We start from the raw sequence: 26856 nt of genomic DNA on the forward strand, positions 1-26856 counted from the left end.
GGCGTGATGGATCCGATCCTGCAGGCCCTGGCGCTGGTCTTCGAGCCGACCGTGCTGGCCGTCATCCTCGGCTCGGCGGTGTTCGGCATGTTCGTCGGCGCCATGCCGGGGCTGACCGCCACCATGGCGACGGCGCTGCTGGTGCCGGTCACCTTCTTCATGCCGCCGGTGCCGGCGCTGGGCGCCATCGTCACCGCGACCGCCATGGCGATCTTCTCCGGCGACATCCCGGCGGCGATGCTGCGCATGCCTGGCACGCCGGCCTCGGCCGCCTATACGGATGAATCCTATGCGATGGCGCGCAAGGGGCAGCTCGACCTGAACCTTGGCGTCAACCTGGTCTTCTCCGTGCTCGGCGGCATCTTCGGTGTCATCGTGCTGATCCTGGCGGCGCCGAACCTGGCCGAGCTGGCGCTGAACTTCTCCTCCTTCGAGTATTTCTGGCTGGCCTGCCTCGGCCTCACCTGCGCCGTGTTCATCGGCGGCGGCGATGCGGTGAAGGGCTTCGTCGCGCTGTTCGGCGGGCTGCTGCTGGCCTGCATCGGCATCGACCCGGCGGCCGGCGTGCCGCGCTTCACCATGGGCAATGTCGATCTGATGTCGGGGGTGAATTTCATCGCCGTGATGATCGGCGCCTTCGCCTTCTCCGAGCTGCTGCGCGGCGCGGCGTCGCTGCATGCCGGGGGTGGCGCCACGGTGGTGCCGCAGATCGGCAATGTCTTCCGCGGCATTGGCGGGGTGATGCGGCAATACTGGCGCAACGCGCTGCGCGGCTCGGTCACCGGCACGCTGATCGGCGCGCTGCCGGGGGCGGGCGCCGACATCGCCGCCTGGGTCGCCTATGCGGTGGCCAAGCGCTTCTCCCGCACGCCGCAGAAATTCGGCACCGGGCATGTGGAAGGCGTGGTGGAGGCGGGGGCGGCGAACAATTCGGCCCTCGGCGGCGCCTGGATCCCGGCGCTGGTCTTCGGCATCCCGGGCGATTCCATCACCGCCATCGTCATCGGCGTGCTCTACATGAAGGGGATGAATCCGGGCCCCACCGTGTTCACCGAGAACCCCCAGCTGATCTATGCGGTGTTCATCATCTTCCTGCTGGCGAACCTGATCATGCTGCCGCTGGGCTGGACGGTGATCAAATGCGCCAAGCAGATCCTGCGGGTTCCGCGCAACCTGCTGCTGCCGCTGATCCTGCTGTTCTGCCTGGTCGGCGCCTTCGCCATGACCAATAGCGGCTATGGCATCGCGCTGATGCTGATCTTCGGCCTGGTCGGCTGGTTCATGGAGGAGAATGGCTTCCCCGTGGCGCCGCTGATCCTCGGCCTGGTGCTCGGCGAGATGCTGGAGCAGAACTTCATGACCTCGATGATCAAGTCGGATGGCGCGCTGCTGGCCTTCTTCGAGCGGCCGATCGCCGGCACGCTCGGCGTGCTGACGCTGCTGATCTGGGTGCTGATGCTGGTGCGCGGCGCCATGGCGCCGCGGCGGGCCGTGGCGGCGTGAGGCGGCGGCGGGCGCCCTCCGGCGCCCGCCGCGCCTGACCGTTCAGGCCAGGCCTTTCGCCAGCTCGATCGGCGCGCCATGCGGCGTCCGCGCCGCGGCGCGGGCCCAGGCCTCGCGCCGCGCCGCCAGCACCGCCTCCGAGGCGATGCCCTTCACCGCCACGATGCGCTCCAGCGCGTCCAGCCAATGCTCGTAATAGGGCTTGCCGCCGCGCGCGATCTCGGCGCCGAGGGTCTCCGCCCATTCGCCCCAGGCGAAGCAGCCCGCCTGGTGCAGGGCGAGCGTCATGGCGAAGGCCTGGGCCTGCCAGGGCGCCTCGAAGACCGGTTCCTCCCCACTGCCAGGCAGCGCGGGCGGCAGCTCACAGCGCGACAAGATAGGACTCCCAGGCATCGATGGAGACGGTCAGCGTCGGGTCCGCCCCCTCCCCCCACAGCTCGGCGGCGGTGAAGCGGATTGTGTAGAGCCATTGCGGCGCCTCGCCCTGGCCATGCGCGTGGCTGTCGGGGAAGACGAAGACGCCATGCACCCTGTCCACCACGCCCTGGCGGCCGCGGGCATAGCGCGGCAGGCGGGTGTGGTGCTGCGGGTTGAAGTGGCGGGTGCGCACCGCATCGCCCACCGCGAAACGCGCCGGCGCGCCGGCCGGGCGGTCATACTGCGTGCCGCGCGCCAGCACCGGCGCCACCTGCTCCGCCCGCAGCGCCGACAAGGCGGGGCCGGGCTGCAGCACCCGGCCGGCGGCCAGCTCCTCGGCCGAGACCAGGCCGCGCTGCAGCAGCAGCTTCTCCAGCCCCTTGATCCAGATCTCGTAATAGGAGCTGGTCAGATACTCGCCCGGCGGCAGGGTCTCCCGCGCATGGCGGGAGGCATCGATGTTCCATTGCCCGAGCGCACCGGCGGCCAGCGTCACCGCCAGGGCGCGCCGCTCCCAGGCGGCGTGGAAGCGCTCCTCCTCCGGCTCCGGCCGCACCGGGCCGAAACCCATCATGCCGCCGAGATCCTGCGCGCCATTCATGCGAGGTCCTCCGGCCGGCGCGCCAGGGCGGTGCCGATCATGGCATCGCGGCTGACCAGCTCGGCCAGGCGGTCCTCGCTCCAGCCCTCGGTGCCCTCGGGGCGCATCGGGATGACCAGGTAGCGGGTCTCGGCGGTGGAATCCCACACCCGGATGCGCGTGCCCTCGGGCAGGGTCACGCCGAAATCGGCCAGCACGCCGCGCGGGTCGATCGCCGCGCGCGAGCGGTAGGCGGGCGATTTGTACCAGGTCGGCGGCAGCCCCAGCACCGGCCAGGGATAGCAGGAGCACAGGGTGCAGACGACCATGTTGTGCTCCCCGGGCGTGTTCTCCACCGCCACCATGTGCTCGCCCTGGCGGCCGGTGAAGCCCATGCCGTGGATCGCCGCGCTGGCATCCTGCCGCAGCGCCGCCAGGAACTGCGGATCGCTCCAGGCGCGCGCCACGACGCGGGCGCCGTTGCGCGGGCCGATGCGGGTTTCATAGGTCTCGATCAGCGCGTCCAGCGCCGCCGGATCGGCATAGCCCTTCTCGACCAGCAGGGATTCCAGCGCGCGCACGCGCAGCTCCATGGGCGAGAGTTCGCTGGCGCCATGGTCATGGTCGTGATGATGCGCGTGGCCATGGTCATGGGGGTGGTGCGGGTCGTGCGGCATGGCGGCAGCGTCCCGCCGCCGCGCGCCAGGGTCAAGGGCGATGCGCGATGGACCGCGGCGCGGCCGCGCGCCACAGTGGCCGCATCGGCGAAGGCGGAGACAGCATGCAGCGCGTGACCATCACCCTGGACGAGGCGCTGGCGGCTGAGCTGGACGCCATGGTGGCGCGGCGCGGCTATCAGAACCGCTCCGAGGCGGTGCGCGACCTGCTGCGCGCCGGGCTGCAGCAGAGCGCCGCGGCGGAGGGGGAATCAGGCCCGAGCCTGGGGGCCCTGGTCTACACCTATGCGCATGAGCAGCGCGACCTGGCGCGGCGGCTGACCGGCGCCTTCCACCACCATCACGACCTGTCGGTGTCGTCGCTGCATCTGCATCTCAGCCACGAGACCTGCCTGGAGGTCGCGGTGCTGCGCGGCGAGGCCGCGGCGCTGCGCCATTTCGGCGAGCATGTGATGGCGGAGCGGGGGGTGCGGCATGGCCGCCTGGTGCTGCTGCCGGACGCGCCCGAGGCGGCGGCGGAGGCAGCGCCGCAGGACGCGGCGGACTGACCGGGCGGCGCCCGGCCTCCGGCCCTGGCGGCCGGAGCTGCGGCGCGGCGCCCCGCAGGACGCCGCGCCGCGGATCGGATCACTCGCCGAGGCGGGTCTTCAGATCCTTGGCCGGCTTGAACTTCACCGACTTGCTGGCGGCGATCTGCACCACCTCGCCGGTGGCCGGGTTGCGGCCCTGGCGGGCGGCGCGCTCGCTGACGGCGAAGCTGCCGAAACCGGCCAGGCGAACCTCGCGACCGGCGCCGAGGGCGTCACCCACCGCGGCCAGAACGGCCTTCAGCACGGCGTCGGCCTGGGTCTTGGGCAGGCTGGTGGCCGCGGCGGCGGCGTCGACCAGATCCTGGCGGCTGAGCGGGCGGGTTTCTTCGGTCAAAAGGCGAACTCCACGATAAGGGAATGCCCGGCAGCAGAGACACAATCGGCCCTGGCCGGTCAAGCGCAGGGGCCGCAGGAAGCGCATCGGAAGCCGTCTGGCAAGAGAAAATGGCCGTTTTGTCATCTGTGCCGCGCGGTTCGTGTTCGGGCGCGGCGCTGGGCAGGGCCTGCCAATGCCGCTAATGCGGGTCGGCGCGGCGCCCGCCGCCGCGCCATGCGGAGGAGACCGGGCTTCGATGGAGGGGATCATGGCCAGCGACACGGACAGCCTGGACGCTGCGCGCAACACGCTCGACCTGGAGATCCAGGGGCTGCAGGCATTGCGCCGCGCCCTGGAGAACGGCCTGGCCGAGCCGCTGGCGCAGGCCATGCAGGCGATCCGCGACACCGCCAATGGCCGCGTCATCCTGACCGGCATGGGCAAGTCCGGCCATGTCGGGCGCAAGATCGCCGCCACCCTCGCCTCCACCGGCACGCCCGCCTATTTCGTGCATCCGGGCGAGGCCAGCCATGGCGATCTCGGCATGATCCGGGGCGAGGATGTGGTGCTGGCGCTGTCCTGGTCGGGCGAGGCGCCGGAGCTGTCCGACATCGTCGCCTATACCCGCCGCTTCAAGGTGACGCTGATCGCCATCACCTCGCGCCCCGGCAGCTCGCTGGCCAGTGCCGCCGACATCGCGCTGATCCTGCCGGCGATGCCGGAGGCCTGCCCGAACGGGCTGGCGCCCACCACCTCCACCACCATGCAGATGGCGCTGGGCGATGCGCTGGCGGTCGCGCTGCTGTCGCAGCGCGGCTTCTCGGCCAAGGATTTCCGCCAGTTCCATCCGGGCGGCAAGCTCGGCGCCCAGCTGCGCCGCGCGCGCGAGCTGATGCATGACGGCACCGCCGTGCCGATGGTGCCGCAGACCGCGACACTGTCCCAGGCCATCGTCGAGATGACCGGCAAGCGCTTCGGCGTCACCGCCGTGGTGGATGCAGAAGGCCGGCTGATCGGCGCGGTGACCGATGGCGATGTGCGCCGCGCCTTCGAGGCCGCCTTCGTCGACCGCCCAGTGACCGAGGTGATGAACCGCGAGCCGCGCACCATCGGCCCCGACATGCTGGCGCAGGAAGCGCTGGCGCTGATGACCGGCCACCGCATCACCAGCCTTTTCGTGGTGGAGCAGGGCCGGCCGGCCGGCATCCTGCACATGCACGACCTGCTGCGCGCCGGCGTGGCCTGAGGCAGCAGGGCTGAGGCGGGTGGGCCGCGCCCTGGCGCGGCCGCCCGGCCCTATTGGAGGCGCAGCCGGTAGCGCACCAGGTCGCGGTTCATGCCGCGGCGGCAATCCTGCCAATTGGCGCGGGTGAGGTAGAGATAGGGCGCCTGGCCCACCGTCTCGAAGGTGGTGTCGCGGCTGGCATGGTCGATCACCGAGGGGTATTCGTAGAATTCCCCGCAGGCGGTGCGGCCCCAGAAGGGCTCGAAGGGCGCCAGCAGCGCCGGCTCCGACCAGTTCTGCAGATCGGGCGAGGTGGCGTAGAACACGCCGGTCGCGCCCTTCTGCCCGGGGAGGTCGACATTGCGCGTGGCATAGACGGCCAGCCACAGGCGCTGCTGCTCCAGCCAGACCACCGAGCGCACCTTGCCGCGCAGGCCGCGCTGGCCGATCTTGTCGCAGCCCGGCGGCGGGCTGCGGCCATCGCCCTCATAGGCATCGGCCATCGGCAGGTAGCGGCCGCCGCTGAGCACGCTCCAGCCGCCCAGCGGATTGGCGCGCTCGGCGCGGAACAGGCAATTGCCGCGGCCGCCCGGGCCGGAGCTGTCCTCGGTCCAGCCGATGAAATGGATCCAGCGGCCGCGCCCGTCATGCCGGCCGGCATCATCGGCGGTGACGATGTTGCTGACGGTGGAGAAGCCGGTGCGCCCGGTCTCCGTCGTGAAGCGCGACGGCGCCGCAGCCACCACCCGGTTCTGCCGCGGCAGCAGGCTGAACTGCATGTCGCCGGGCTGCGCCACCAGCGCGGTGATCGCCATGTACCAGCATTCCGGCCGCCCCTGACCCGCCTGGCAGGCGCGGTGCCGGCGCCCGGCGAATTCATTGCTGGCCAGCCCCAGCACCCGGCCATCCGGCAGCGGGTAGAAGGCTTGGATCCAGTAGCGGTCGTCGAAGCGCGAAGGATCGTCGGATTCGGCGCCGCGCGAGACATGGCGGCAATCCAGGCGCAGCGAATCGAAATCGCGGCCGAACATCATGCGATTCTGGAAATGCGCGGCGATCAGCGCGATCGAGCCATCGGGGCGGCGATAGGCGCGGGCCGGGGAATCCGGGATGGATTGCGGGTCGCAGCGATCGGCGGCGTAGCGATAGACCAGCTGCGGCTCGCCCTCGACCGAGAGGCGCGGCGCCGGCTGGGCCTGTGCCGCGCCGGCCAGCAGCGCCGGCCACAACAGGGCGGCGCCGAGCAGGCCCAGCAGGGCCGCGCGGCGCTTCGGGACAATCGGCATGGGCTCCCCCTCTTGCATCCGGTGCCACCGCCCGCGCCCGGCCTGCGCGGCGGCGGCTGTCGGGAAGCTGGGCCGGCGGGCGGCGCAGGGAAGCCGGGCGCGGCTCAATCCCGCGTGTGCGGCGCGCTCAGGCGGCCTTGGCGGATTGGCGCAGCCGCTCGAAATGCTGGTTGAACTCGGCCACCCCCGCCTCGCCGCATTCGCGCGCGATCAGGGCGAGGCCGGTGGTGCCGTAGAATTCCTGCAGCTCCTCGACCGGGCGGCCGCCACGGAACTCGATGGACAGGCGCATCTTCATCTTGCGCAGATAGTGCTGGCCGGCATGCACCGGGTGGTAGACCAGCCCGTCATTCGGCGCCGCCTCCAGCGCCAGATGCGACATCGGCCGGCCGACGCGGAAACTGTCGCGGGTGATGAAGACGCGGCCCTGCTTGTTGATGTCGCGGCAGTCCAGCCCGCGCGCCATCAGGGTGGAGGCGACGAAGGATTCGTCGTTGGGATAGGGCGACTTCTTCTCCAGCGCCGCATTGGCCTCGAGCCAGCGGGCCGAGAGGCGGATGCGCTCCTGCAGCAGCAGGTCGATGGCCTGGCCGCTCAGCCGGGTGACGGGAAAGATGCAGCCATGCACCTGCTCGACATAGGGCTGCATCGGCGCGTGCCAGGACCATTTCGGCGCCGCCTTCCACAGCTGCGGCGCCACCAGATCGGCGGGCAGGGCGGCGAAATGGTCGAAGAACTCCGACAGCCGGTCGAATTTGAAGCGCACATCGGTCTCGACCAGCCAGTAGCGGTCGAAGCCGGGATGGGCGCGCCGCGCGGCATAGTGGAAATAGTCGCCGCAGAGCCAGCCGGCATTGTTCGGATAATGCAGCCCCTCGCCGGCGAACAGCGCCGGGGTCAGCGAGGCCTTGGCCATGTCGGCGGGCAGCGCGACCTCGCCCTTCGCCTCGTCGCAGGCGACGATGACGGCGCGTCCGGTCTCGGCCAGCAGGCGGCGGCAGAAGGCATCGATCAGGTCGTCATAGAAATGCGTCCTGATCACGATCGCTTCGCGCATCCCGGGCCCTCTTCGGCTAGCCTGGACCCTTTAGCACGCCCGCCGCGCCGCACCAATGCCAGCGGCGGCCCGCCCGCGACGGCCCGGCCCCGGCTCGACGGGCGTTTTGACGGGTGGGGGTTCGTTGTTATGGTCGGCGCACGCAGCAGGGCAGCGCGAGATGGCCGTTCCGGACAAGGTCGTTCCTTATCGTTATTACAACGTCATCCGCAATTGCGGCGACGCCATCACCGCCGACATCCTCTCCGGGGTGCTGGGCGTCACCGGCAAGGTGGTGGACGGGTCGAAGCCGCATCTGCTCGGCATCGGCAGCATCTTCTTCATGGCGACGCCGCATTCGCATATCTGGGGCTCGGGCGTGCTGAACCCGGCCAATGCGCTGCCCGGCTTCGATCCGGCCAAGATCCACGCGCTGCGCGGCGCGCTGACGCGCGAGCATCTGCGCAGCCTGGGCCACCGCCTGCCGGATGTTCCGCTTGGCGATCCCGGGGTGCTGGTGGACGGGCTGATGCAGGGCTTCACGCCGCAGCGGCGCTACCGCGCCGCCGTGGTGCCGCACCATTCCTCCTTCCACAGCAGGAAATACGACGCCTTCCGCGGCAGCGAGGAATTCTGCCTCGTCGACATGATGGATGATTCGCGCCTGCCGCTGGAGCAGATCGCCGCGGCCGATGTGGTGATCTCGCAGAGCCTGCACGGGCTGATCTTCGCCGAGGCGCTGGGCAAGCCCAATCTCTGGGTGTCGGACAATGCCAGCCCGGCCTGGACCTTCAAGTTCCGCGACTGGTACAGCACGACCGAGGCGCCGCAGGCCGAGCCCGCGCCGCTCAGCCTGACGCCCGAGGAGATGCTGCGCCAGGCGGCGCGACGCGGGCTGAAGATCGACCGCGCCGCGCTGAAGGCCGCCTTCCCGCACCAGCTGGCGGCGCCGGGACCGGAGGCGGGGCAGGATGCGATGGCGCTGCGCGCCCTCTCCCCGCTTCAAATCTTCGTGGAGGAGGCGCTGTCGGCGCAGCCGCCCGAGCCGCTGATCCGCCGGCTGCGCGCGCTGCGCGCCCTCGCCTTCCGCGACGTGCCGGAGCCCACCTATCTCGCCGTGCTCGGCCTCGGCGCCGGAAGGCCGCCCAGCCGGGCCGAGCTGCTGGCGGCGCAGCGCCATCTCGACCTGCTGCGCGAGAGCGATTTCGTCTGGTTCCTGCCGCCCGGGGCCGAGGCGGGGGAGATCCCGCCCGGCCTGTCGCGCGCCAAGGCCACGCTGGGGGAGAGCAGCCTGCCCGCCGGCAGCGTGCTGCTGCGGCCGAATGGCGCATTCTCGGCGGCTTCGAAATTCTCCTATTTTCGCCCGGCGGCCTGAAGCGGCGGTCGAGACTGGCCGCGGCGCGGTCGATCCTATACTAGGGACGGGTCACCGCCCGGCCCTCCCAGGGCCGGGGTCCCCCGGGGCGATCCTGACCAGAGAGGCGCAGATGGGCGAGAGCAAGCAGGAAGTGTCCGCAGCGACGGCCGAGATCACGGCGGATGCGAGCACGGCACCCTCCGCCATCGACATCCGGGTGGACGCCATCACCTGCGACCATGCGGTGCTGTCCACCACCGCGCCGGGCCCGGTCCTGGCGAAGGAGCATCTGATCCTTTCGGTGGGCGGGCGGCGCTTCGCGCATTTCTCGCCCGCCGCCCTGGCCGGCACCGGGCAGAAGCGGGCGGATGGCCGGGTCTATTTCCGCATCCGCCTGCCCTGCGACGTCCCCGACGCCCATGACCGTCCGGAGATCGAGTTCCGGCTGCGCAACAGCGGCGAGCTGCTGGCCAATGGCGCGCGCAAGCCGCTGCCCAAGACGCGCAAGGCGCGCGCCCTGGTGCTGATCCCGGCCGGCTCCCGCTACGACCACGACAAGATCCGCCTGCACAACTGGCCGGTCTCGCGCGTCATCGACACCTACTCGAACATCGGCGACCTGATGGTCTACGATTCGACGCTGAAGATGCTCGATTTCCAGACCGTCGAGGTCGGCAACATCACGACCTTCACGCAGAAGGAAGTGGACTACTACAATTCCGAGTTCGACTTCGCCTTCCTGCGCGGTTCCAACTTCATCCATGAGTATATGGACTGGGCGCGCGCCGGCGAGCTGATCGAGCAGCTGAAGATCCCGGTCTTCGCCATCGGCGTCGGTGCCCAGGCCGAGCGCCGGCGCATGATCGACCTGCCGGAATCCGGGCTGCGGGTGTGGAAGGCGATCGCCGACCATTGCGGCAGCATCGGCGTGCGCGGCGACTACTCGGCCGAGGTGCTGGCGCATAACGGCATCAAGAACGTCCAGGTGGTGGGCTGCCCCTCGGTGTTCCGCATGTGCAAGCCCGAGCTGCAGCTGAAGCTGAAGCCGGCCTTCGACGTGCACAAGGTCGCCTTCAGCCTGCGCCGCGAGGCCAGCGGCAATTACGCGCGCGACGTGGAGAACTACCTGAAGGTGCAGCGCGACTTCATGCTGCAGGTCGACCAGGAAAGCCGCATGACCGTCACCCTGCATGGCGAGGCGGAGGAGAAGGCCTTCTTCTTCCGCGATGCCAAGCGGCGCGAGCTGGCGACGGTCAAGCTGCGCTCCTCCGGCTGGTTCACGCCGGAGAACGAGGCGCAGATGCAGCGCATCTACCGCGACCAGCTCTTCTTCAACACCAGCGTCGAGCAGTATGACGAGTTCATCCGCACCCAGGACTTCGCCATCGGCTGGCGGGTGCATGGCGTGCTGCCGGCGCTGGCCAATGGCGTGCCCGGCATGCTGGTCAATTACGATGAGCGCAGCGCCGAGCTGGCGGAGACCTTCCGCATCCCGCTGATCGAGGAAAGCCAGCTGCCCGGCGCCTCCTGGCGCGATTTCTACACGCCCGACGCCTTCGCCCCCTTCCTGAAGGCCTATCCGCAGCGCTACGCGGCGATGCAGACCTATCTGCAGCAGAACGGCGTGCCGAACCGGCTCTGACGCGCGGCAGCCGGGCGGCCCACCGCCCGGCGCCTGCCGCCCTTGGCCCATCCCGGGTGGACATGCCCGGGACAGAAGGCCGGATTGCGACCTGCCGGAGTGGAATCTGCGCCCTTGGAACAGCCTGCCCCGCCGCCGGTGACGCCACCCCCGCCGGGCGCGGCCGCGCCCCGCCCGCTTCGGGACCTGCCGCGCGGCCCCGCTTCGCTCGCCGCCACCCCGCTGGCCCGCCGCACCCTGCGCCATCTGCTGATCGCGCTCCCCTCCGCGGCGCATGGCGGGACCGAGCGCCACGCCCTGGCGCTGGCGCGCATGCTGCACGCCGCCGGCGTCGCCATCACCATCGTGGCCGACCCCGAGCGGCACCCGGCGCTGGCGCGCGATGCCGGCCAGGCGCTGGCCGGCCGCCTGCGCGGCGCCCGCATCGCCTGGGATGCCGAGACGGCGGTGGAGGAGAATATCCGCCGCCAACGCGTGGCGCTGGAGGCGGTGCTGGAGGGGATGCGCGTCGATGCGGCGCTGCTGCCGCTGCCCTGGCCGAATGCCGGGCTCGGCCTGCAGGCGGCGCTCGGCGCCGCCGGGCTGCCGACGCTGGTGATCGGCCATCTGGCGCCGCCCGAGACACCCCCCGGCATCGGGCCCGAGGCGCAGGCCGACGCCGCGCGCCTGCCCGGGCTCTGGGCCGCCGTCTCGGCGCCGATCGCGGCGCGGCTGGAGGCGGCCTTCGGCCTGCCACCCGGCCGTGTCGTGGTGGTGCCGAACGGCGTCGCCCCGCCGCCGGCGGTGGATGCGGCGCGCCGCCGCAGCCTGCGCGCCGCGCTGCGCGCCGAGCTCGATCTGCCGGCGGAGGCGCCGGTCGCGCTGTTCCTCGGCCGGCTGGAGCCGGTGAAGGGCGCCGAGCTGCTGCCCTTCCTGGCCCAGGCCTTCATCCGCCGCGGCGGCGCCGCGCTGGCGGCCGCCGGCGGCGGCCCGCTGGAGGCGCGGCTGGCCGCGGCCATGCCGGGCGGGCGCTCGCCGCTGCGGCTGCTCGGCCATCGCAGCGACGCCGGCAATCTGCTGCTGGCGGCCGATGCGCTGCTGCTGCCCTCGCGGCTGGAGGGCTGCCCGCTGGTCTTCCTGGAGGCCGCGTCGCGCCACTGCCCCGTCGTCGCCACCCCGGCGGCGCTGGAGGCGCTGGGCGAGGCGGCGCCGCGCCTGGCCGCGCTCTGCCCGGCCGAGGACATCGCCGGCCTGGCCGATGCGCTGGTCGAGGCCTGCGCCGGCGCGGGCGAGACCGGATCGCGCATCGCCGCCGCCGCCGCCCATGCGGCGCGGCAGGATGAGGCGGCGATGCTGGCGCAGTATCGCGACCTGCTGCGCGCCCTGCCCGGCCTGGCGCCCGGCGGCCTGCCTGCCACGGGCCGCGCCGCCGGCATGTCCGGCGGTTCCGCCCTGCCCGGAGGCGGGCTATGATTGCGTTCCGGCAACAGGCGGCGGAGGCAGGCGGGGTGCAGAGCATGGCCGGGCCGGAACTGGCCATCATCATCCCCGTCCATCGCCAGCCCGGCCTGCTGGCCGAGGCGCTGGAGGATGCGCTGGCGCAGCAGGGCGCCCCGCGCCATGCCATCGTCATCGTCGATGATGGCTGCCCGCTGCCGGAGACCGCCGAGACCGCGCTGGCCTATGCGCGGCGCCATCCCGGCCGCATCGTGCTGCTGCGCCGGCCGAATGGCGGGCTGCCGGCGGCGCGCAACAGCGGCATCGATTTCGTGCTGCGCGCCTGGCCGAATTGCCGCGCCCTGCTGATGCTGGATGCCGACAACCGGCTGCGCCCGCATTTCCTGGCGCGCGCCGCGGCGGCGCTGGATGCGGCTTCAGAGCGCATCGGCTGGGTCTATCCCGATCTCGACAGCTTCGGCCTGCCGCAGCACTACGCGCTGGATGGCGAATATTCCGCCTTCCTGCATCTGCACGAGAATTTCTGCGATGCCGGCAGCCTGATCGCCCGCCGCGTCTTCGAGCGCGGGCTGCGCTTCGATGAGCGGCTGCGCGAGGGCTTCGAGGATTGGGAATTCTGGATGCGCGCCGGCCGCGCCGGCTTCCGCGGCCAGCACCTGCCCGAGGCCGGCTTCCTCTACCGCAAGCGCCCCGAGAGCATGCTGGCGCATGCCGAGCGGGCGCGCGGCGCCATCCTCGGCGCGCTGCGGCTGGAGGCGCGCCAGGCCCTCTCCGCCCGCGCCCTGCAGCGCCTGGAGGCGGAGGAGCTGCCGCGCTTCGCCCTCACCGTCGCCGGGGAGGCCGAGGCGCGCCGCGTCACCGACCCGCTGCATCCGCGCCACGCGCCGGAGAGCCCGGAGGCGCTGCGCCGCCGTGCCCTGCGCGCCGCGCGCCGGCCGCAGGCCGAGAGCTTCCCGCCGGTCTGGGCCTTCGCCAGCCGCGCCGGGCTCGACCTGCTGGCGCGGCTGCGGCTGCTGCACAATGTCTTCTGGCAGGCGCAGCGCCTGCTGATGCAGAGCCCGAAATCCGCCTTCGTGCTGGTCGAGCTGGCGCCCGCCGCCGCGGCCGCCGGCCCGGGCGCTGGCTTCGGCCTGCGCCTGCCGCCCTCCGCCCCGGCCAGCGCGGCGCGCGCGCAGCTGATCTTCGCGCGCAGCGAAAGGCTGCTGGCCGCCGCCCGCGATGCGCGGCTGGACTGGGCGCAGCCGCTCTCCGGCGGCACCGCGCCGGAGGCGGTGACGCTGCGCGTCGAACTGCCCTGGCCGGTCGCCGAGGCCGAGCTGCTGCGCCCGCCCGGCGCGCAGGACGCGCTGGTGGCGGAGGTGGCGGCGCTGCGCGCCCTGGCCGCCACCCGCTCCCGCCTGCCCACCGAATGGCGGCGCGACTGGCGCGGCAGCCGGCTGCGCACGCCCGGGCTGCACCGCGCGCTGAACGGCGCCGGCGCCGTGCTGCCCTGGCTGCCGCCGCATCCCGGCCGGCAGATCGGCTTCGTGCTGCCGGTCTATGCCTTTGGCGGCGTCGAGAAGGTGGTGCAGAACCAGGCCGAGGTGCTGCGCCGCCAGGGCTGGACGCCGCATCTGTTCCTGACCGGGGCGGAAAGCGCGGCGCTGCCCGCCAGCCAGTCCGGCGCCTTCGAGACGGTGCAGTTCTTCCCGCTGCCGGCGGCCGAGCGCGCCGACCGCGCGCAGCGCTATTTCGCCGCCCGCCTGCCGGAACAGGCGGATGCCACCGCCGCGGCCGATGCGCTGGGGCTGCTGGCGGCGATGGATGTCGTGGTCAACACCCATGCGCTGGCGGCGCATCCGCTGATGGGCCAGCTGCGCCGCCAGGGTGTCCGCAGCTGGCTCGGCCTGCATCTGCTGGACAATGGCCCGCGCGGCGAGCCGGTGGGCAACCCGCTCACCGCCCTGGCCTATGAGGCCGGCTATGACGGCATCCTGGTGATCTCCCGGCAATTGCGCGACTGGTGCCACGCCCAGGGCGTGCCGGCGGACAAGCTGGTGGTGCTGCCCAATGCCGCCTCCTACCCCGCCGACCCGAAGCGGGTGGCCGCGGCGCTGGCGGCGCGGCAGGCGCGCGACCCGGCGGCGCCGCTGAAGGTGCTGTTCCTCGGCCGGCTGGACCACCAGAAGGGCCCGGACCGGCTGCGCGAGATCATGCTGGCGACACGCGGCGCGGCGCTGCAATGGCGCGTCGTCGGCCAGCCGGTGCTGGATGCGGCGCCGCCCGATTTCAGCGGCACCGGCGTGCTGCCCGAGCCGCCGGCGGCGACCCCCGCCGCGCTCGACGCGCTCTATGCCTGGGCGGATGTCGTCATCCTGCCCTCGCGCTTCGAGGGCGCGCCGCTGACCATCCCGGAGGCGCAGCGCTTCGGCTGCGTCGTGCTGGCGACCGACACCGGCGCGGTGGCCGAGATGCTGCGCGACGGGGTGGACGGGCTGCTGGTGCCGGCGGCGGAGGAGCAGGTGGTGGCGGAATGCGCGGCGCGGCTGCGCGCCCTGGCCGCCGACCCGGCGCGCTGCCGGGCGATCGCCGCCGCGGCCGCGGCGCGCGCGGCGGAGACGAGTTGGGAGACGAACATGGCAGGCTGGATGCGCATCCTGGGCGCCGGGGCGGGGCTCGCGGCATGAGGACGGTGCAGATCCTGCCGGCCGATCTGGCGGCGCTGATGAGCGGCGGCCCGGCGCTGATCCTGGGCGAGGAGCTGGCCGGCGCCGAGCCGGCGGCGCCGGACGGGCTCGGCGCCTTCCTGGCCCGCCGCCTGCCGGGCGGCGATGTCTGGCTGCACCGCCCCGGCACCGCGCCCGACCCGGCCGCGCTGTCGCCGCTGCCCTGGCCGCCGGCCGACATCCTGGCCGTGGTGGAGAGCGACGCCGCCCGGCTGGAAGCCTGGCAGGGCTGGTGGGAGGAGGCCGGCCAGGCGCCGCCGCCGCGCATCCTGGCCGACAGCCTGACCGCCGCCCTGCCCGAGCTGATGGCGGCGCTGGCCCGCGCGCTGCTCGGCGTCAATGACCGCGCGGTGACGCTGCAGCGCAGCCTGGTGGCGCTGCGCCAGGACCATGAGGCGCTGCGCGAGGCGCATGGCGCGCTGACCCGCCGCCTGGCGCATCAGCCCGAGGCGGCGCCGCGGCTGGTGCTGGCGACCGAGCCCGGGCCGCATCGCCTGGCCGCCGGCGGCGCGCCCTTCCGGCTGCGCCAGCGGCTCGGCGTCGCGCTGGACGGGCTGGCGCGGCTGGCGCTGCATGTCGCCGAGGCCGATCCGGAAGCGGTGGGCGAGGCGCTGCTGCGGCTGCGGCTGATCGGCGCCGAGAGCGGCCGGGTGCAGGGCGCCTGGACCCTGGCGCTGCGCGGCCTGGCGCCGGGCTGGCTGGTGCTCGACCTGCCGACGCCGCTCGGCGCGCTGGGCGAGGGCGCGGTGCTGGAGCTGCAGGCCGAGGCCGCGCCCGCCGGCGGCTTCGCCCTGTCCCTGGATGCCGGCTGGACCGAGGACAGCGCCGCGCTGCAGGCCGAGGGCGCCGCCGCGCCGGGTGAGCATGCCCTGGCGCTGCGGCTCTGGACCGGCGAGCCGGGCAGCCGCTTCCTGGCGCCGGCGCATTGGCGCTGGGACGCGCCCGGCCTGGCCCTGCCGGAGGCCGGCGTGCCGCATGCCGTGCCGGAATCCAGCTGGGCCGCCGCCCGGGCGCTTTCGGGCGAGGCCAGCCTGATCGGGCTGGGCGAGGAGATGCCGCGCGCCCTGCTGCGCGCCGGCGGCAGCGGCCCGGCGCTGCTGCACCTGCCCTATCTGCATGGCGCGGGGCTCGACCTGCTGCGGCTCGGCGCGGTGCTGCGCCAGGGCAGTGCGGCGGACCTGCGGCTCGGCCTCTGGCTGCTGCCGCTGGACCGGCGGCTGGAGCAGGCTTCCGACCTGGCGCCGCGCGCCGATGGCGGCAGCTGGAGCGGCTGGCTCGGCTTCAACCCGGACGGCACGCTGGAGGCGGCGCTGCCGCTGCCGCTGGCGCTCGGCCTGCGCTTCCAGCTGGTGCTGGCGCTGGCCGGCCCGGATGGCGCCGCGGCGCCCGCCGGCAGCGCGGTCGAGCTGACGCGGCTGGCGCTGCAGACCGCCGAGGGCGCGGCGCCGCTGCTGGAGCGCGCGGCGGTGGACCTGCCGCAGGCGCTGCCGCCCATCGCCCCCCTGCCCGTGGCAGCCCTGCCCGAGGCCGGACCCGGACCCGCCGCCGCGCCGGCACCGGCTGCCGCCCCGGAGGCGGCGGCCGCCGAGGCCACGGCCCCGCTGCCCGCCACCACCCTGCAGCCCGTGGCGACGCTGGAGGCGGTGATGCTGAACCAGTACCGCCCGCCGCCGCCGCAGGATGCGCAGGGCTACCGGCATCTCGACATGACCATCATGAGCCTGGGCGTCGGCGAGACGCGCTGGCCCGGGGTGCGCTTCAAGCTCTCGCTGTCCGGCGAGCAGCCGCGGCTGGAATTCCGCCAGGCGCAGGGCCATCCGGAGGCGTTCAGCCGCTGGCTGGGCCAGGGCGAGGACAAGTTCGGCCCCTTCCTGCGCCTCGGCCTGGCCGAGCTGCCGGCGCAGCTGGCGCGCGAGGATGCCGAGCCGCGCGACACGCTGCTGCTGCGCACCCTGCTGCGCCTGCTGCCCGGGGCCACCGCCAATGCCGCCCGCGCCGCCGGGCTGCTGCCCGAGGAGATGGGCCAGTGGCTGGAGGCCGCGCGCCTGCTGGCGGCGCAGGCCAGCCTCGGCGAGCCCGGCGCCGACGCCCCCGGCGCGCCGCCCGAGGAGGCGGAGAAGCTGCTGCTGAACCAGCATTATGCCGGGACCGGCGATTACCGGCATCTCGACATCACCGTGCTGAACCTGCGCGGCGACCCGGCGGAGGGCATGGAGGGCGAGGCGGCCTGGCCGATGGTGCGGCTGAAGCTCGGCCGCACCAGCCGCAGCGAGAGCATCGAGTTCCGCCAGAGCCAGGGCTGGCCGCAGGCCTTCGAGGAATGGACCGAGACCGGCTTCGACCGCTTCGGCCCCTTCATCCGGCTGACGGCGGAGAACCTCGCCAGCTATCGCGAGGCGCTGGCGGCGCCGCGCGACCGGGCGCTGCTGGCGGTGCTGCTGCAGCGCCTGCCGGGGCTGACCCGCGCCGCCGCGGCCGAGGCCGGGCTGGACGAGGCGGCGCAGGCGGACTGGGCGGCGGCGGCGGAGCGCCTGGCGGTGGCCCTGGCCGGCACGGCGGCGCCGGCCGCCGGCTGAGCGGGGCGGGCGCGGCCGGCGGACCATGCCGGCTCAGCGGGCGGGGATGAAGAAGGCCTGCATGCCCTCGGCCGGCACCCGGTTGTTCGGCCCGATGCGGCAGCGCGTGTCGAGGAAGAGCAGCCGGTCGGGGCCGATCGCCTGGTCGGCGATGGTCATCACCCCGCTCAGCTCCTCCTCCTGCCCGCGATGCGAGCCGGGCAGGATGTCGAGCTGGCCGGGGCTGCGGCTCCACAGCGCCACCACCAGCCCGGCCTCGCCGCCGCGCAGCGCGCCGAGCCCGGCCAGATCCTCCGGCGCCGCCACATGCTCCTGCTCGATCGGGCCCTCCTGCAGCGTCACCAGCTGCAGCAGGTCGGCCGCCATCTGCACCACCTCCTTCAGCCGCGGCGGCGCATGGCCCTGCCCGCTGCCCGGCTCGACCAGCGAGCGGTCATAGACGCCAAATTGCGGCAGGTGGCGCGCCAGGTCGTAATCCGCGTCGCTCAGCCAGCCGCGGGCGCGCAGCCAGCGCATCAGCGCGAGCGGCTCGGACAGGCCCGGCCCCGCCGCGGCCTCCTGCGCCGCGCCGTCGGTGACGCGGCTCTGCCGCTGCAGCAGCACGGCGTCGCTGCCCTCGAGGCGGATGACAATGCGCCCGGCATCGCGCCGGTGCCGCAGCGTCACCCAGAAGGAGAAGCCGAGATAGCCATCGCCCAGCCCGGCCGCGGCCAGGTCGGGGCGGTACAGCTCGGCCTCGCCCGCGCCCACGCATTCCTCATCGACAAAGGCCAGCACCTTGCTGCCACGGAAATTCTCCGCCGGTGCGTAGATCCATCCGCTGATCTTGTTGCCGATCACGCTTTCGATCGCGCCTCTGACCATCAGCTGCTGCTCCCTGTGGGTCGGCAGAAGGGTGATGCGGCGAGCCTATCTCGCAGTTGCGAAATCGCAAAGATTTCTGTTAAGAAGACCGAAATATTTAATTGGCAGCCGCGCCCGGCCGCCAGGGGGCGCCAATTGCCGCCCGGCGGGGCTGTGGTATCGTGCGGCTCCTCCACGCCTGACGGGAGCCTGCCCTTGGCCGCTGACAATCCCCCCTCCTCGGAGCTCGACCTGGCCAGCCTGAAGCGGGCCGATTCCCTGGTCTCCGAGGCCGGGCTGCGGATGCGGGCGGAGCCGATGCTGGCCCGGCTGCAGCCGATGCTGGCGCGGCTGGACCCGGCGCTGCAGGCCCTCGGCCGCGAGCTGGTGCAGGAGATCGCGCGCATCGGCGTCACCACCGAGACGCTGCGCCAGGAGCTGGCGGCGACGAAGCGCAGCCGCGAGGACTGGGTGCGGCTGGACCCGCTGCGCTACATTCCGGCCTCGCGCCGCGCCGCCGCGCCGCCGCCGCCGCCGCGCGTGGTGCTGACCCCGCGCGACGACCATTTCGCCGGCGCCGGCTGGCACGGGGCGGAGACCGATGGCAGCCGCGAATGGCGCTGGAGCGGCCGCAATGGCGAGACCTGCACCCTGCTGCTGCCCAGTCTCGGCGCCGGCCGGCTGCGGCTGACGCTGCAGATGGTGATGCCCTTCGGCGCGCGCTGGGCGCCGGAACGCTCGACCCTGGTGCTGAACGCGCAGCCGGTCGCGCTGCGCCTGCTGACGCCGCCCGACAGCACCCAGCCGCTGCTGCAGGGCGAGATCGAGGTGGAGGATGATGCCGGGCTCGGCCCGCTCTCCCTGGTGCTGGTGGCGCCGCGCCACACCGCCCCCTCGGGCGGCGACACGCGGGCGCTGGGGCCGGGGCTGGTGCGGCTGGAGATCGAGCGCGTCGACGCCCTCACCGCCTGAGGGCCAGCACGGGCAGGCCGGCGCGGCTCAGCGCCGCGCCGCGCCGGCCTGGTAGAGCTGCACGACGAAATCGCTGCTCAGCTCGTTGAAGCCCCAGAAATTGCGCAGCGAGATGCGCAGGCTGTTGGGCGGCAGCGCCATGCGCAACCCGTCCTTCGCCGTCACCGCCAGGCGCGGCGCCAGCGCGTCGCGCCAGAAATCCGCGCTGAGCACACCGTCCACGATGCTGAGATGCTGCCCCTCCCGCGCCGCCTGGCGCGAACCGGCCAGGTCGAAGGGCGAGCGGTGCAGGAAGATGGCGCGCTTGCCGAAATAGGGCGCCTCCACCAGCAGGGAGGAGGAGATGCCCACCACCTCCTTCAGCTGGTCATGCGCCAGCAGCGCATAGGCATTGGCCTTCAGCATCTGCACGCGGCGGAACGGCACGCCGGAGGTGAACAGGCCGAAATCGCCGCTGTTGTAGGGGTGCGGCTTGAAGCCCAGCATGCGGTGCCGCAGCAGCAGCGCCTGCAGCTCCGGCGCGAAGCGGGTGAGGTCGAGCAGCTCGCCCTGCCGCACCAGGGAGCGGTCGACGCGGGTCTGGCCGACCAGCAGCGCCGGCGAATCCAGCCGCAGATCCGGGGTGAACTTCACCGCCGTCGCCGCCAGCAGATCGGCCCAGCCATAGAAGCCGTCCGGATCGCTGTGATGGCCGAGCAGGGCTGCGAAGATCTCGGGATCGTTGGTCTGCGCGCCGAAGAACACGTCCGGCAGGAAGCGCACCGGATGGATGTTGAGATCGACGAAGGCGATGCCGAGATGCGACAGCGCCGCCTTGCACCATTCGGCCAGCTCGAAGCCCACCACCAGGGCCTGGCCGAAGCGCGCCTCCAGCGCCTCCAGCACCTCGGGCGGCACGGTCTCGGCGTTGAAGAACTCGGCCCAGCCGGCAGCGCTGTATTCGGCGCCGAAGGCCTCGTAGAAGGGCTCGGGCTGCACCCCCTCGCCCCAGACCATGCATTCCACCGGCAGGCCGGTCGCGCGCGCCAGATGGCCGCGGATCAGCCGGTACAGCCAGCGGATATTCTCGGTCTGCGAGCTGCGGAAGCCGCGATCGGTCGGGCGCAGGAAATCGCCGGTGACGATGATGTGCTCGACCGGGCGCATGGCGGCTCCACCCAATTTCAGAGCGTGCGTTGCAGGAAGTCGAGGAAACGCGAGGCGGCGGCGCGGATCGCCGGCACGCCATGGTGGCGCTCCACATGCTCGCGCGCCGCCTGGCTCATGCGCTGTCTCAGCGCCTCGTCGCCGAGCAGCCGGCGCACCGTCTCCTCCAGCTCCTCGGGCGCGATCAGGAAACCCTGCACCCCGTGCTGCAGCCCGCCCTGGACGGTGCCGCGATAGGCGATGACCGGCAGGCCGCAGGCCATGCCCTCCACCATCGCGCGCGGCAGCCCGTCCATGGTCGAGGTGTGCACCATGATGCGGCTGCGATGCAGCAGCGGGAACAGCGCCGCATGGTCCAGCCGGCCCGGGAAATGCACCCGCCCGCTCTGCTCCGCCGCGCCGAACACCGCCTTGTCGGGGCGGCCGCCGCCGGCCAGCAGCAGGCGGAACTCCGGCACGAAGCGCAGCAGGTCGCGCTGGTTCTTCCGCTTCTCATAGAAATTGCCGACATTGGCGATGTCGTATTCGGCCGGCGGCGGCGGCTCGGGCGGGCTGGTCGATTCGAGGTCGATATATTTCGGCAGCACGAAGCCGGTGCCCATGGCGGCGAAACCGGCGAAATGCTCGGCCAGCTGCTCCTCATACTCGCCGAAGACGAAGGCGGCCCGGTCCAGCACCGGATCGGTGACGCTGCCGCCGACGATGAAGCCATAGGCCGGGCCATGGCCCAGCGCCTCGGCGACATGCGCGTTGATGGCGTAGCTCAGCCCCTTGAAGATCACGACATCGGGAGCGAAACCGCGCAGCGCCTCCACCATGGCGGCGGAGATCTTGTGGTGCGGCACCGGATGCGCGCCCTTGTCCTCGGGCGTGAAGGTGACGGTGACGCTGCCGCCGAGGAAGCTTTCCTGCTCGGTCTCCGCCCCGGGATGGATGCGGAACACGGCCACCTCCGCCCCCTGTTCGCGCAACGTCCGCATGAAATGCAGCTCGCGGGTCGCGCCGCCCATGGAACGGTCGGCGTGGCTCATGATCAAGGCGATGCGCATCGTGTCTGAGGGGCCTCGCGGAGCAGGAGGGGCGGCGCCTGGCCGCGGGAATGTGTCCGGCCCTCCTTATACCGCGCCGCATCATGGCTGGATATCCTGCCGCGGCATGGCTGGGCCGAAGCCACCAAAAATGTTAACCTGCTCTTGCCCGAGGAGGATCCCCTCAGCCGATGCGTTGCCTCGTCATCTCGCCCACCCCGAGCCATCCCGGCAATGCCGGCAACCGCCAGCGCATCCAGGCGCTGCTGAAGCGGCTGAAGGGCTTCGGCCATGAGGTGCATTTCTGTTTCGTCATGCGCGAGACGGTGGGGGAGCGCGACCTCGCCGCCATGCGCGAGGCCTGGGATTCGCTGATCACCCTGCCCTATGACCGGCAGCAGGAACGGCGCAGCCTGGGCAATGTCTTCGGCATCGACGACTGGTTCCCGGCCTCGCTGCAGGCCTCCATCGCCGCCATCGCCGACGCCGATTCCTATGATCTGGTGCTGGTCGAATACGTCTTCCTCAGCAAGGCGCTGGAGCTGTTCCCGCCGGGCACGCTGAAGATCATCGACACCCACGACGTCTTCGCGCATCGCGACCAGCGGCTGCGCGCCATCGGGCTCGAGCCCTCCTTCTTCTACACCACGCCGGAGGAGGAGGCGCGCGGCCTCGACCGCGCCGACCTCGTGCTGGCGATCCAGGACGAGGAACGCGCCGAGCTGGAGGAGCGCAGCCGCGCCCGGGTGGTGACGCTGGGCCATGTGCCCGAGGCGCCTTCCCTGCCGCCGCGCGCCGCCACGGCCGCGCCGGTGATCGGCTATCTCGGCAGCGCCAACCCGATCAACCAGTCGGCGCTGCGCGCGCTGCTCGGCGCGCTCGACCTGCCGGAGCTGGCGGCGCAGGGGGCGCGGCTGCTGGTCGGCGGCGGCGCCAGCCGTGCCGCCGAGGGCCAGCCCGCCCCGGTGCAGCCGGTGGGCGAGGTGGCCGAGCTCGCCGGCTTCTATGCCGGGCTCGACCTCGCCGTGAACCCGCACCAGGGCGGCACCGGCCTCAAGATCAAGACGGTGGAGGCGCTGGCGCATGGGCGGCCGGTGCTCGGCACCGCGGACGCCTTCCTGGGCCTGGAGCCCGAGGCGCCCTATCACGCGGTGGGCAGCGCCGCGGCGCTGGCGCCGCATCTGCTGCGCTACGCCGCCGAGCCCGGCTTCCGCGCCGAGGTCGCCGCCGCCAGCCAGGCGCTCTATGCGCGCTACGTCGCCGCGGTGGAGCGCCAGGCCTCGCTGCTGCGCAACCGCGCCGCGCTGCGCGCCGCGCTGCAGCGGCCGCGCGTGCTGCTGGTGACCGACCTGCCCTTCTGGCAGGAAAGCCTCGGCAACCATGCCCGCATCGCCGAGATGCTGCGGGTCGGCCGGCAGCTGATGGATTTCGACGTCTTCTCGCTGCGCAGCCTGTCGCCCGCCGAGCGCGCCACGGCGCAGCGCCTGGTGGGCGGGCGCGGCCGGGTCTTCTCCTTCAAGGACTATCCGGCCGGGGTGAGCCCGCTGCCCGAGCTGGATCGAGACCGCCGGGCTGATGCAGCCATTCGAGCGCACGCAATTCGCCCGCGCCTTCTTCGGCGCGCTGGAGGCGCATCTGGCGCAGCACAGCTACGCCATCGGCATCGTCGAATACATCCGGCTGAGCTATCTGCGGCACGCCAAGGGCTTCCCGGGCCTGTCGGTGCTCGACACGCATGACGTGATGTCGCTGCGGGCGCAGAATTTCGCGCATTTCGGCCTGGACCACCATATCCGCATCGAGGTGCCGGACGAGCTGCGCATCATGGACGGCTTCGGCCTGCTGCTGGCGATCCAGGCGGAGGAGCATCGCTTCCTGTCGCGCAGCCTGCCGGGCAAGTCGCTCTACCTGCCGCATTCCATGCCGGCCTCGCCGCGCATCGACAGCAGCCGCCCGGCGCGGCGCGTCGTCTTCGTCGGCGGCGACAGCCCGATGAACCGCGACGGGCTGCGCTGGTTCGTCGAGCAGGTCTGGCCCTGCTTCGAAGACAGCGAGGCCGAGCTGCATGTGGCGGGCGGCGTCTGCGACACGCTGCGCGACCTGGCCGCCGGCACCCGCCGCCTCGTGCTGCACGGCCAGGTGGCCGACCTCGCCGGCTTCCTCGACGCCGCCGATATCGGCATCAACCCGGTCTTCTATGGCGGCGGGCTGAAGATCAAGACGGTCGAGTATCTCTGCCGCGGCATCCCCTCGGTGCTGAGCGAGGAGGCGGTGTTCGGCATCGAGGGCGGCGCCGGCGAGGCCTATCTGCTGGCCCGCTCGCGCGGCGAATTCGTCGCCGGCCTCGACCGGCTGCTGCGCGAGCCGGCGCTGCGGCAGCGCCTCTCGGCCGCGGCGCATGGCTTCGGCCGGCGGCATTTCGGCCGGGCCGCGACCCGCCGGGCGCTGCTCGCCATGGCCGATCAGGCGCGCGGCGCGGAGGCGCCCCGCCGGGTCGCCTGAGCGGGACGGGAGGGGGCAGGGCGGCGGCGGGGATTCGTATTCCTGGCGCAACGATGGGGCTCCGCTCTAGCCTGCCGGAGCCAGGGGGAGAAAACGCCGCAAGGAAGCGGTCCGCAGAGGACCGTGCGGGATGCAACGCGGCCGGCAGCGAGCCCGGCGCGACGGGGAGCCATGGATGGTCATTTACTTCTCCGAGACCCTGCAGATCGCGATCGATTGCGTCGCCCCGCTGGGATCGCGGCAGCACATGGTCTGCGGCTGGGTGATGACCCCGCGTGGCACGCCCTTCGACATGCGGGTGCTGGGGCCGCAGGGGCGCGAGCTGCGGCCGGCCTTCCGCCTGCTCTATGCGCGGCCGGACGTGGCCGCGCCCGACCCGCAGCTGGCGCTGGTCAGCGGCTTCACCCTGGTGGTGGAGGATGTGGCGGAGACCGCGCCGCTCGAGATCCTGCTCGGCTCGGCCGGGGTCGGCGGCCGCATCAACCTGCGCGACGGCAGCATCAACCGCGACCTGCAGGCGGTGATCGCAGGGCAGGATTGGCGGATCAATTTCCGCCTGCTGCGCGCGGCGCTGGAGCGCGGCGAGACGCTGCCGCTGATGCGCCACCAGTACCGCCCCTATGGCGCCTTCGCCGCCTGGCTGGCGCGGCTGCCGCTGGTCAAGCACCGGGCGGAGCATTTCGGCATCATGACGCGCATGGAATGCCTGGCCTCGCCGGCGGGGGAATACGCGCTCGGCGTGCAGTTCGGCGGCCGGCCGGAGCGGCGGCTGCAGATCGAGGTGATCGCCATCGGCGCGCTGCGCGCCGCGGATGGCGGCCCGGACGAGCTGGTGCTGCTGCCGCAGGAGGATGGCACCGTCTTCCAGGCGGCGAGCTTCGGCTGCGCCTATGGCCGCGTGCCCTCGGAACTGCTGCCGCGGCTGCGCCGCATCGAGCTGGTGGCGCAGATCGCCTTCGACGAGGAAATGCTGTGGCTGCGCGCCGAGCCGCGCGCCGAGCAGGTGCCGGGCTTCCTGGACGGGCTGGTCTCCCTGCCGGGCGAGGCGATGGACGGCTCGGTGCCGGTCGCGCTGATGCAGCAGGTGCTGGAGAGCCGCGAGCGCGGGCTGCGGCCGGCGCTGGCCGCGCTGGCCCGGGCGGCGCCGCGCGGCAGCAGCGGCCGCCCCGGCCTCGCCATCATGGTCGGGGTGGACGATCCGGGCTGCGTGCCGCTGCTCGACATCCTGGCGCCGCGCATCGAGGCGCTGTGCGGTTCGCTGCTGCTGATCGGCCAGCGGGCCGAGCAGGCGGTGCAGGTGTTCCACCGCCGCGGCCGCATCAGCGCCAGCACCGAGCGCGAGGCGGCGATCGCGCTGGGCCGCGCGGCCGAGGCCGGCGCCGCGGTGGTGCCGCTCGACCCGCTGCGGCTGGGGCGGGCGGTGATCGCGGATGATCTGGGCGCGCTCTTCGCCCACCGGCTGGAGGGGGAGGAGCTGGCGCTGCTGCGCAATCTGCACGCCGCCGCCGGTTGCAGCGCCGACCTGGCCGACAGCCTGGCGCGGCTGCTGAAGCTGCGCGAGCAGCCGGAGCAGCCCTGGCAGCCGCCGGCCCATGCCTGGCGCAGCCCGCTGGCCGCGCATCTGGTCAATGCCCATCTGGAACGGCTGTGGACCCTGCCGGCCCGCCCGGCCGCTGCCGGCGAGACCCCTGTCCCGCCTCCCCTCGCGGCCTCCCCCTCGGCCAAGGTCCCCGCCTGATGCCCGACCGCACCATCTGCGTCATCGCCCATTCCCATCCGGATTTCTCCAAGGGCGGGGGCGAGGTCTCGGCCTATCGCCAGGTGCAGACGCATCGCAGCGTCGGCCAGCGGGCGATCTATGTCGCGGCCTCGGAGACCAACACCGCCTATGCGGCGCAGCGGCCGATCGACCTGGTCATGCCCTATGCGGAGGACGAGTATCTCTTCGCCTTCGGCGGCATGGACCCGGACCGGCTGTGGTGGGACGACCCGTTCCAGCGCCGCAACCTGGTGCGCTTCCTGGCGGCGCTGCCGGTGCAGGTCTATCATTTCCACCATTACTGGCGGATCGGCGCCGACATGATCGCCGAGCTGATGGAGGCGCGCCCGGATGCGCGCTTCGTCATCACGCTGCATGAGATGCTGGCGATCTGCCTGCATCACGGCCAGATGATCCGCACCCGCGGGCGCGAGCTGTGCCGCGCGGAATCGCCGCTGCGCTGCCTGGGCTGCTTCCCCGACAAGGCGATCGAGACGATGGTGCTGCGCAAGGCGGTGCTGCTCGACACGCTGCGCCGCTTCGACCATGTGCTCTACCCGAGCGAGTTCATCCGGCTGCGCTACGAGGCCTGGGGCTTGCGCGATGTGCGCTCCAGCGTGCTGGAGAACTATCTGGGCGACGAGCTGCTGGCGGTGCCACGGCCGCCGCAGCCGGCGCCCGCCATGGCCAAGCGCTTCGGCTTCTTCGGCCAGCCGACGCCGTTCAAGGGGCTCGACATCCTGGTCAAGGCGCTGTCGCTGGCCCTCGTCGAGGATCCGGAGATCACGCTGACGGTGTTCGGCGCCGAGCGCGAGGACATGCTGCGCTTCTTCCCCGAGACCAAGACGATCATCGAGGATGCCGCGCACAGCATCGCCTTCGCCGGGCGCTACGACCCGTCCGACGTGCTGTCGCTGATGGGCGCGGTGGGCTGGGTCATCATCCCCTCGATCTGGTGGGAGAATTCGCCCGTCGTCATCCAGGAGGCGCGGCGCGTCGGCACGCCGCTGATCGCCTCCGATATCGGCGGCATGGCGGAGAAGGTGCAGAACGAGGTGGACGGGCTGCATTTCAAGCGCGCCTCCCCGGTCGACCTGGCCCGGGTGCTGGTCGAGGCCGGCAAGCCGGAGACGCGGGCGCGGCTCGGCATGACGGTGCGCGACGTGATCAGCAAGGAGGAGTTCCTGGCCGGGCTGGCCGAGGCCTTCGCGCCGCCCGCCAGGCCTGTGCCGGCGGAGGCCGAGGCGGCGCTGTAGACC

At 72.7% G+C, this 26856-nt stretch carries 22 protein-coding genes; 13 read left to right on the forward strand and 9 right to left on the reverse strand.

The window, feature by feature from the left end:
• The first annotated feature begins 6 nt into the window (after window positions 1–6).
• Window positions 7–1503, forward strand: coding sequence for a tripartite tricarboxylate transporter permease (locus tag QE401_RS00925; protein WP_307136375.1), 1497 nt, complete (start codon window positions 7–9; stop codon window positions 1501–1503).
• 42 nt (window positions 1504–1545) lie between these two features.
• On the opposite strand, the gene QE401_RS00930 is transcribed toward QE401_RS00925, so the two are convergent.
• Genes QE401_RS00930 through nthA form a run of 3 tightly spaced genes read right to left on the reverse strand, consistent with a single transcriptional unit; the run spans window position 1546 to window position 3177 of the window.
• A complete protein-coding gene (locus QE401_RS00930) occupies window positions 1546–1878 on the reverse strand; it encodes a nitrile hydratase accessory protein (protein WP_307136376.1) in 333 nt (110 codons plus the stop codon).
• Window positions 1865–2521, reverse strand: a complete 657-nt coding sequence (gene nthB / locus QE401_RS00935; RefSeq protein WP_307136377.1) for a nitrile hydratase subunit beta — start codon at window positions 2519–2521, stop codon at window positions 1865–1867. The genes QE401_RS00930 and nthB overlap by 14 nt, the downstream gene beginning before the upstream one ends.
• Entirely contained in the window at window positions 2518–3177 is a 660-nt protein-coding gene (nthA, locus tag QE401_RS00940) for a nitrile hydratase subunit alpha (RefSeq protein WP_307136378.1), read from the reverse strand. Before nthA ends, nthB begins: the two co-directional genes overlap by 4 nt.
• A 104-nt stretch (window positions 3178–3281) precedes the next feature.
• On the opposite strand from nthA, the gene nikR reads away from it, so the two are divergent.
• Window positions 3282–3725 carry a nickel-responsive transcriptional regulator NikR gene (gene nikR, locus QE401_RS00945; protein ID WP_307136379.1) on the forward strand — a complete coding sequence of 148 codons (444 nt, stop codon included), beginning with the start codon at window positions 3282–3284 and terminating at the stop codon, window positions 3723–3725.
• A gap of 79 nt (window positions 3726–3804) precedes the next feature.
• Here nikR and QE401_RS00950 read toward each other — a convergent pair whose 3' ends face one another.
• Complete coding sequence (locus QE401_RS00950; RefSeq protein ID WP_007005275.1) at window positions 3805–4101, reverse strand: HU family DNA-binding protein; 297 nt, start codon at window positions 4099–4101, stop codon at window positions 3805–3807.
• A gap of 250 nt (window positions 4102–4351) precedes the next feature.
• Here QE401_RS00950 and QE401_RS00955 point away from each other — a divergent pair, with 250 nt between their 5' ends.
• Window positions 4352–5329 (forward strand): KpsF/GutQ family sugar-phosphate isomerase, encoded by a 978-nt coding sequence (locus tag QE401_RS00955; RefSeq protein WP_307136380.1) that lies wholly within the window; start codon window positions 4352–4354, stop codon window positions 5327–5329.
• Window positions 5330–5379: 50 nt separating this feature from the next.
• Here the strand turns inward: QE401_RS00955 and QE401_RS00960 are convergent, their stop codons facing one another.
• Complete coding sequence (locus QE401_RS00960; protein ID WP_307136381.1) at window positions 5380–6594, reverse strand: hypothetical protein; 1215 nt, start codon at window positions 6592–6594, stop codon at window positions 5380–5382.
• Between the two features lie 127 nt (window positions 6595–6721).
• Window positions 6722–7651 carry a hypothetical protein gene (locus QE401_RS00965; protein WP_307136382.1) on the reverse strand — a complete coding sequence of 310 codons (930 nt, stop codon included), beginning with the start codon at window positions 7649–7651 and terminating at the stop codon, window positions 6722–6724.
• Window positions 7652–7811: 160 nt separating this feature from the next.
• Here QE401_RS00965 and QE401_RS00970 point away from each other — a divergent pair, with 160 nt between their 5' ends.
• From QE401_RS00970 to QE401_RS00990, 5 genes are all read left to right on the forward strand, one after another.
• Window positions 7812–9005, forward strand: coding sequence for a polysaccharide pyruvyl transferase family protein (locus tag QE401_RS00970; RefSeq protein ID WP_307136383.1), 1194 nt, complete (start codon window positions 7812–7814; stop codon window positions 9003–9005).
• A 112-nt stretch (window positions 9006–9117) separates the two neighbouring features.
• On the forward strand, window positions 9118–10629 hold the full coding sequence (locus tag QE401_RS00975) for a polysaccharide pyruvyl transferase family protein (protein ID WP_307136384.1): 1512 nt from the start codon (window positions 9118–9120) through the stop codon (window positions 10627–10629).
• 114 nt (window positions 10630–10743) lie between these two features.
• Window positions 10744–12081 carry a glycosyltransferase family 4 protein gene (locus QE401_RS00980; protein WP_307136385.1) on the forward strand — a complete coding sequence of 446 codons (1338 nt, stop codon included), beginning with the start codon at window positions 10744–10746 and terminating at the stop codon, window positions 12079–12081.
• Complete coding sequence (locus tag QE401_RS00985) at window positions 12078–14732, forward strand: glycosyltransferase (protein ID WP_307136386.1); 2655 nt, start codon at window positions 12078–12080, stop codon at window positions 14730–14732. The genes QE401_RS00980 and QE401_RS00985 overlap by 4 nt, the downstream gene beginning before the upstream one ends.
• Window positions 14729–17347 carry a DUF6212 domain-containing protein gene (locus tag QE401_RS00990; protein ID WP_307136387.1) on the forward strand — a complete coding sequence of 873 codons (2619 nt, stop codon included), beginning with the start codon at window positions 14729–14731 and terminating at the stop codon, window positions 17345–17347. The genes QE401_RS00985 and QE401_RS00990 overlap by 4 nt, the downstream gene beginning before the upstream one ends.
• Window positions 17348–17380: 33 nt before the next feature.
• Here the strand turns inward: QE401_RS00990 and QE401_RS00995 are convergent, their stop codons facing one another.
• A complete protein-coding gene (locus tag QE401_RS00995; RefSeq protein WP_307136388.1) occupies window positions 17381–18211 on the reverse strand; it encodes a hypothetical protein in 831 nt (276 codons plus the stop codon).
• 195 nt (window positions 18212–18406) lie between these two features.
• On the opposite strand from QE401_RS00995, the gene QE401_RS01000 reads away from it, so the two are divergent.
• Window positions 18407–19162, forward strand: a complete 756-nt coding sequence (locus QE401_RS01000) for a hypothetical protein (protein WP_307136389.1) — start codon at window positions 18407–18409, stop codon at window positions 19160–19162.
• Between the two features lie 27 nt (window positions 19163–19189).
• Here QE401_RS01000 and QE401_RS01005 read toward each other — a convergent pair whose 3' ends face one another.
• Complete coding sequence (locus tag QE401_RS01005) at window positions 19190–20308, reverse strand: polysialyltransferase family glycosyltransferase (protein WP_307136390.1); 1119 nt, start codon at window positions 20306–20308, stop codon at window positions 19190–19192.
• Window positions 20309–20325: 17 nt separating this feature from the next.
• The gene (locus QE401_RS01010) at window positions 20326–21357 is read right to left on the reverse strand and encodes a glycosyltransferase family 4 protein (protein WP_307136391.1); all 1032 of its coding nucleotides are present in this window, start codon (window positions 21355–21357) and stop codon (window positions 20326–20328) included.
• A gap of 170 nt (window positions 21358–21527) precedes the next feature.
• Here QE401_RS01010 and QE401_RS01015 point away from each other — a divergent pair, with 170 nt between their 5' ends.
• The 4 genes from QE401_RS01015 to QE401_RS01030 all read left to right on the forward strand — a co-directional run bounded on the left by QE401_RS01015 (window position 21528) and on the right by QE401_RS01030 (window position 26853).
• Window positions 21528–23075 carry a glycosyltransferase gene (locus tag QE401_RS01015; protein ID WP_307136392.1) on the forward strand — a complete coding sequence of 516 codons (1548 nt, stop codon included), beginning with the start codon at window positions 21528–21530 and terminating at the stop codon, window positions 23073–23075.
• 181 nt (window positions 23076–23256) lie between these two features.
• The gene (locus QE401_RS01020; protein WP_307136739.1) at window positions 23257–23838 is read left to right on the forward strand and encodes a glycosyltransferase family 4 protein; all 582 of its coding nucleotides are present in this window, start codon (window positions 23257–23259) and stop codon (window positions 23836–23838) included.
• A gap of 175 nt (window positions 23839–24013) precedes the next feature.
• A complete protein-coding gene (locus tag QE401_RS01025; RefSeq protein ID WP_307136393.1) occupies window positions 24014–25576 on the forward strand; it encodes a hypothetical protein in 1563 nt (520 codons plus the stop codon).
• Window positions 25576–26853 (forward strand): glycosyltransferase, encoded by a 1278-nt coding sequence (locus QE401_RS01030; RefSeq protein WP_307136394.1) that lies wholly within the window; start codon window positions 25576–25578, stop codon window positions 26851–26853. The genes QE401_RS01025 and QE401_RS01030 overlap by 1 nt, the downstream gene beginning before the upstream one ends.
• Window positions 26854–26856 lie beyond the last annotated feature (3 nt).

It is taken from the genome of Pseudoroseomonas cervicalis, from assembly GCF_030818485.1.
Lineage (GTDB): Bacteria > Pseudomonadota > Alphaproteobacteria > Acetobacterales > Acetobacteraceae > Pseudoroseomonas > Pseudoroseomonas cervicalis_A.

Coding starts and splice junctions, on each gene's coding strand:
- QE401_RS00925 (WP_307136375.1), top strand. CDS start 7: ATGGATCCGATCCTGCAGGCCCTGGCGCTGGTCTTCGAGCCGACCGTG.
- nthB (WP_307136377.1), bottom strand. CDS start 2,521: ATGAATGGCGCGCAGGATCTCGGCGGCATGATGGGTTTCGGCCCGGTG.
- nthA (WP_307136378.1), bottom strand. CDS start 3,177: ATGCCGCACGACCCGCACCACCCCCATGACCATGGCCACGCGCATCAT.
- nikR (WP_307136379.1), top strand. CDS start 3,282: ATGCAGCGCGTGACCATCACCCTGGACGAGGCGCTGGCGGCTGAGCTG.
- QE401_RS00955 (WP_307136380.1), top strand. CDS start 4,352: ATGGCCAGCGACACGGACAGCCTGGACGCTGCGCGCAACACGCTCGAC.
- QE401_RS00960 (WP_307136381.1), bottom strand. CDS start 6,594: ATGCCGATTGTCCCGAAGCGCCGCGCGGCCCTGCTGGGCCTGCTCGGC.
- QE401_RS00965 (WP_307136382.1), bottom strand. CDS start 7,651: ATGCGCGAAGCGATCGTGATCAGGACGCATTTCTATGACGACCTGATC.
- QE401_RS00970 (WP_307136383.1), top strand. CDS start 7,812: ATGGCCGTTCCGGACAAGGTCGTTCCTTATCGTTATTACAACGTCATC.
- QE401_RS00975 (WP_307136384.1), top strand. CDS start 9,118: ATGGGCGAGAGCAAGCAGGAAGTGTCCGCAGCGACGGCCGAGATCACG.
- QE401_RS00985 (WP_307136386.1), top strand. CDS start 12,078: ATGATTGCGTTCCGGCAACAGGCGGCGGAGGCAGGCGGGGTGCAGAGC.
- QE401_RS00990 (WP_307136387.1), top strand. CDS start 14,729: ATGAGGACGGTGCAGATCCTGCCGGCCGATCTGGCGGCGCTGATGAGC.
- QE401_RS00995 (WP_307136388.1), bottom strand. CDS start 18,211: ATGGTCAGAGGCGCGATCGAAAGCGTGATCGGCAACAAGATCAGCGGA.
- QE401_RS01005 (WP_307136390.1), bottom strand. CDS start 20,308: ATGCGCCCGGTCGAGCACATCATCGTCACCGGCGATTTCCTGCGCCCG.
- QE401_RS01010 (WP_307136391.1), bottom strand. CDS start 21,357: ATGCGCATCGCCTTGATCATGAGCCACGCCGACCGTTCCATGGGCGGC.
- QE401_RS01015 (WP_307136392.1), top strand. CDS start 21,528: ATGCGTTGCCTCGTCATCTCGCCCACCCCGAGCCATCCCGGCAATGCC.
- QE401_RS01020 (WP_307136739.1), top strand. CDS start 23,257: ATGCCGGCCTCGCCGCGCATCGACAGCAGCCGCCCGGCGCGGCGCGTC.
- QE401_RS01025 (WP_307136393.1), top strand. CDS start 24,014: ATGGTCATTTACTTCTCCGAGACCCTGCAGATCGCGATCGATTGCGTC.
- QE401_RS01030 (WP_307136394.1), top strand. CDS start 25,576: ATGCCCGACCGCACCATCTGCGTCATCGCCCATTCCCATCCGGATTTC.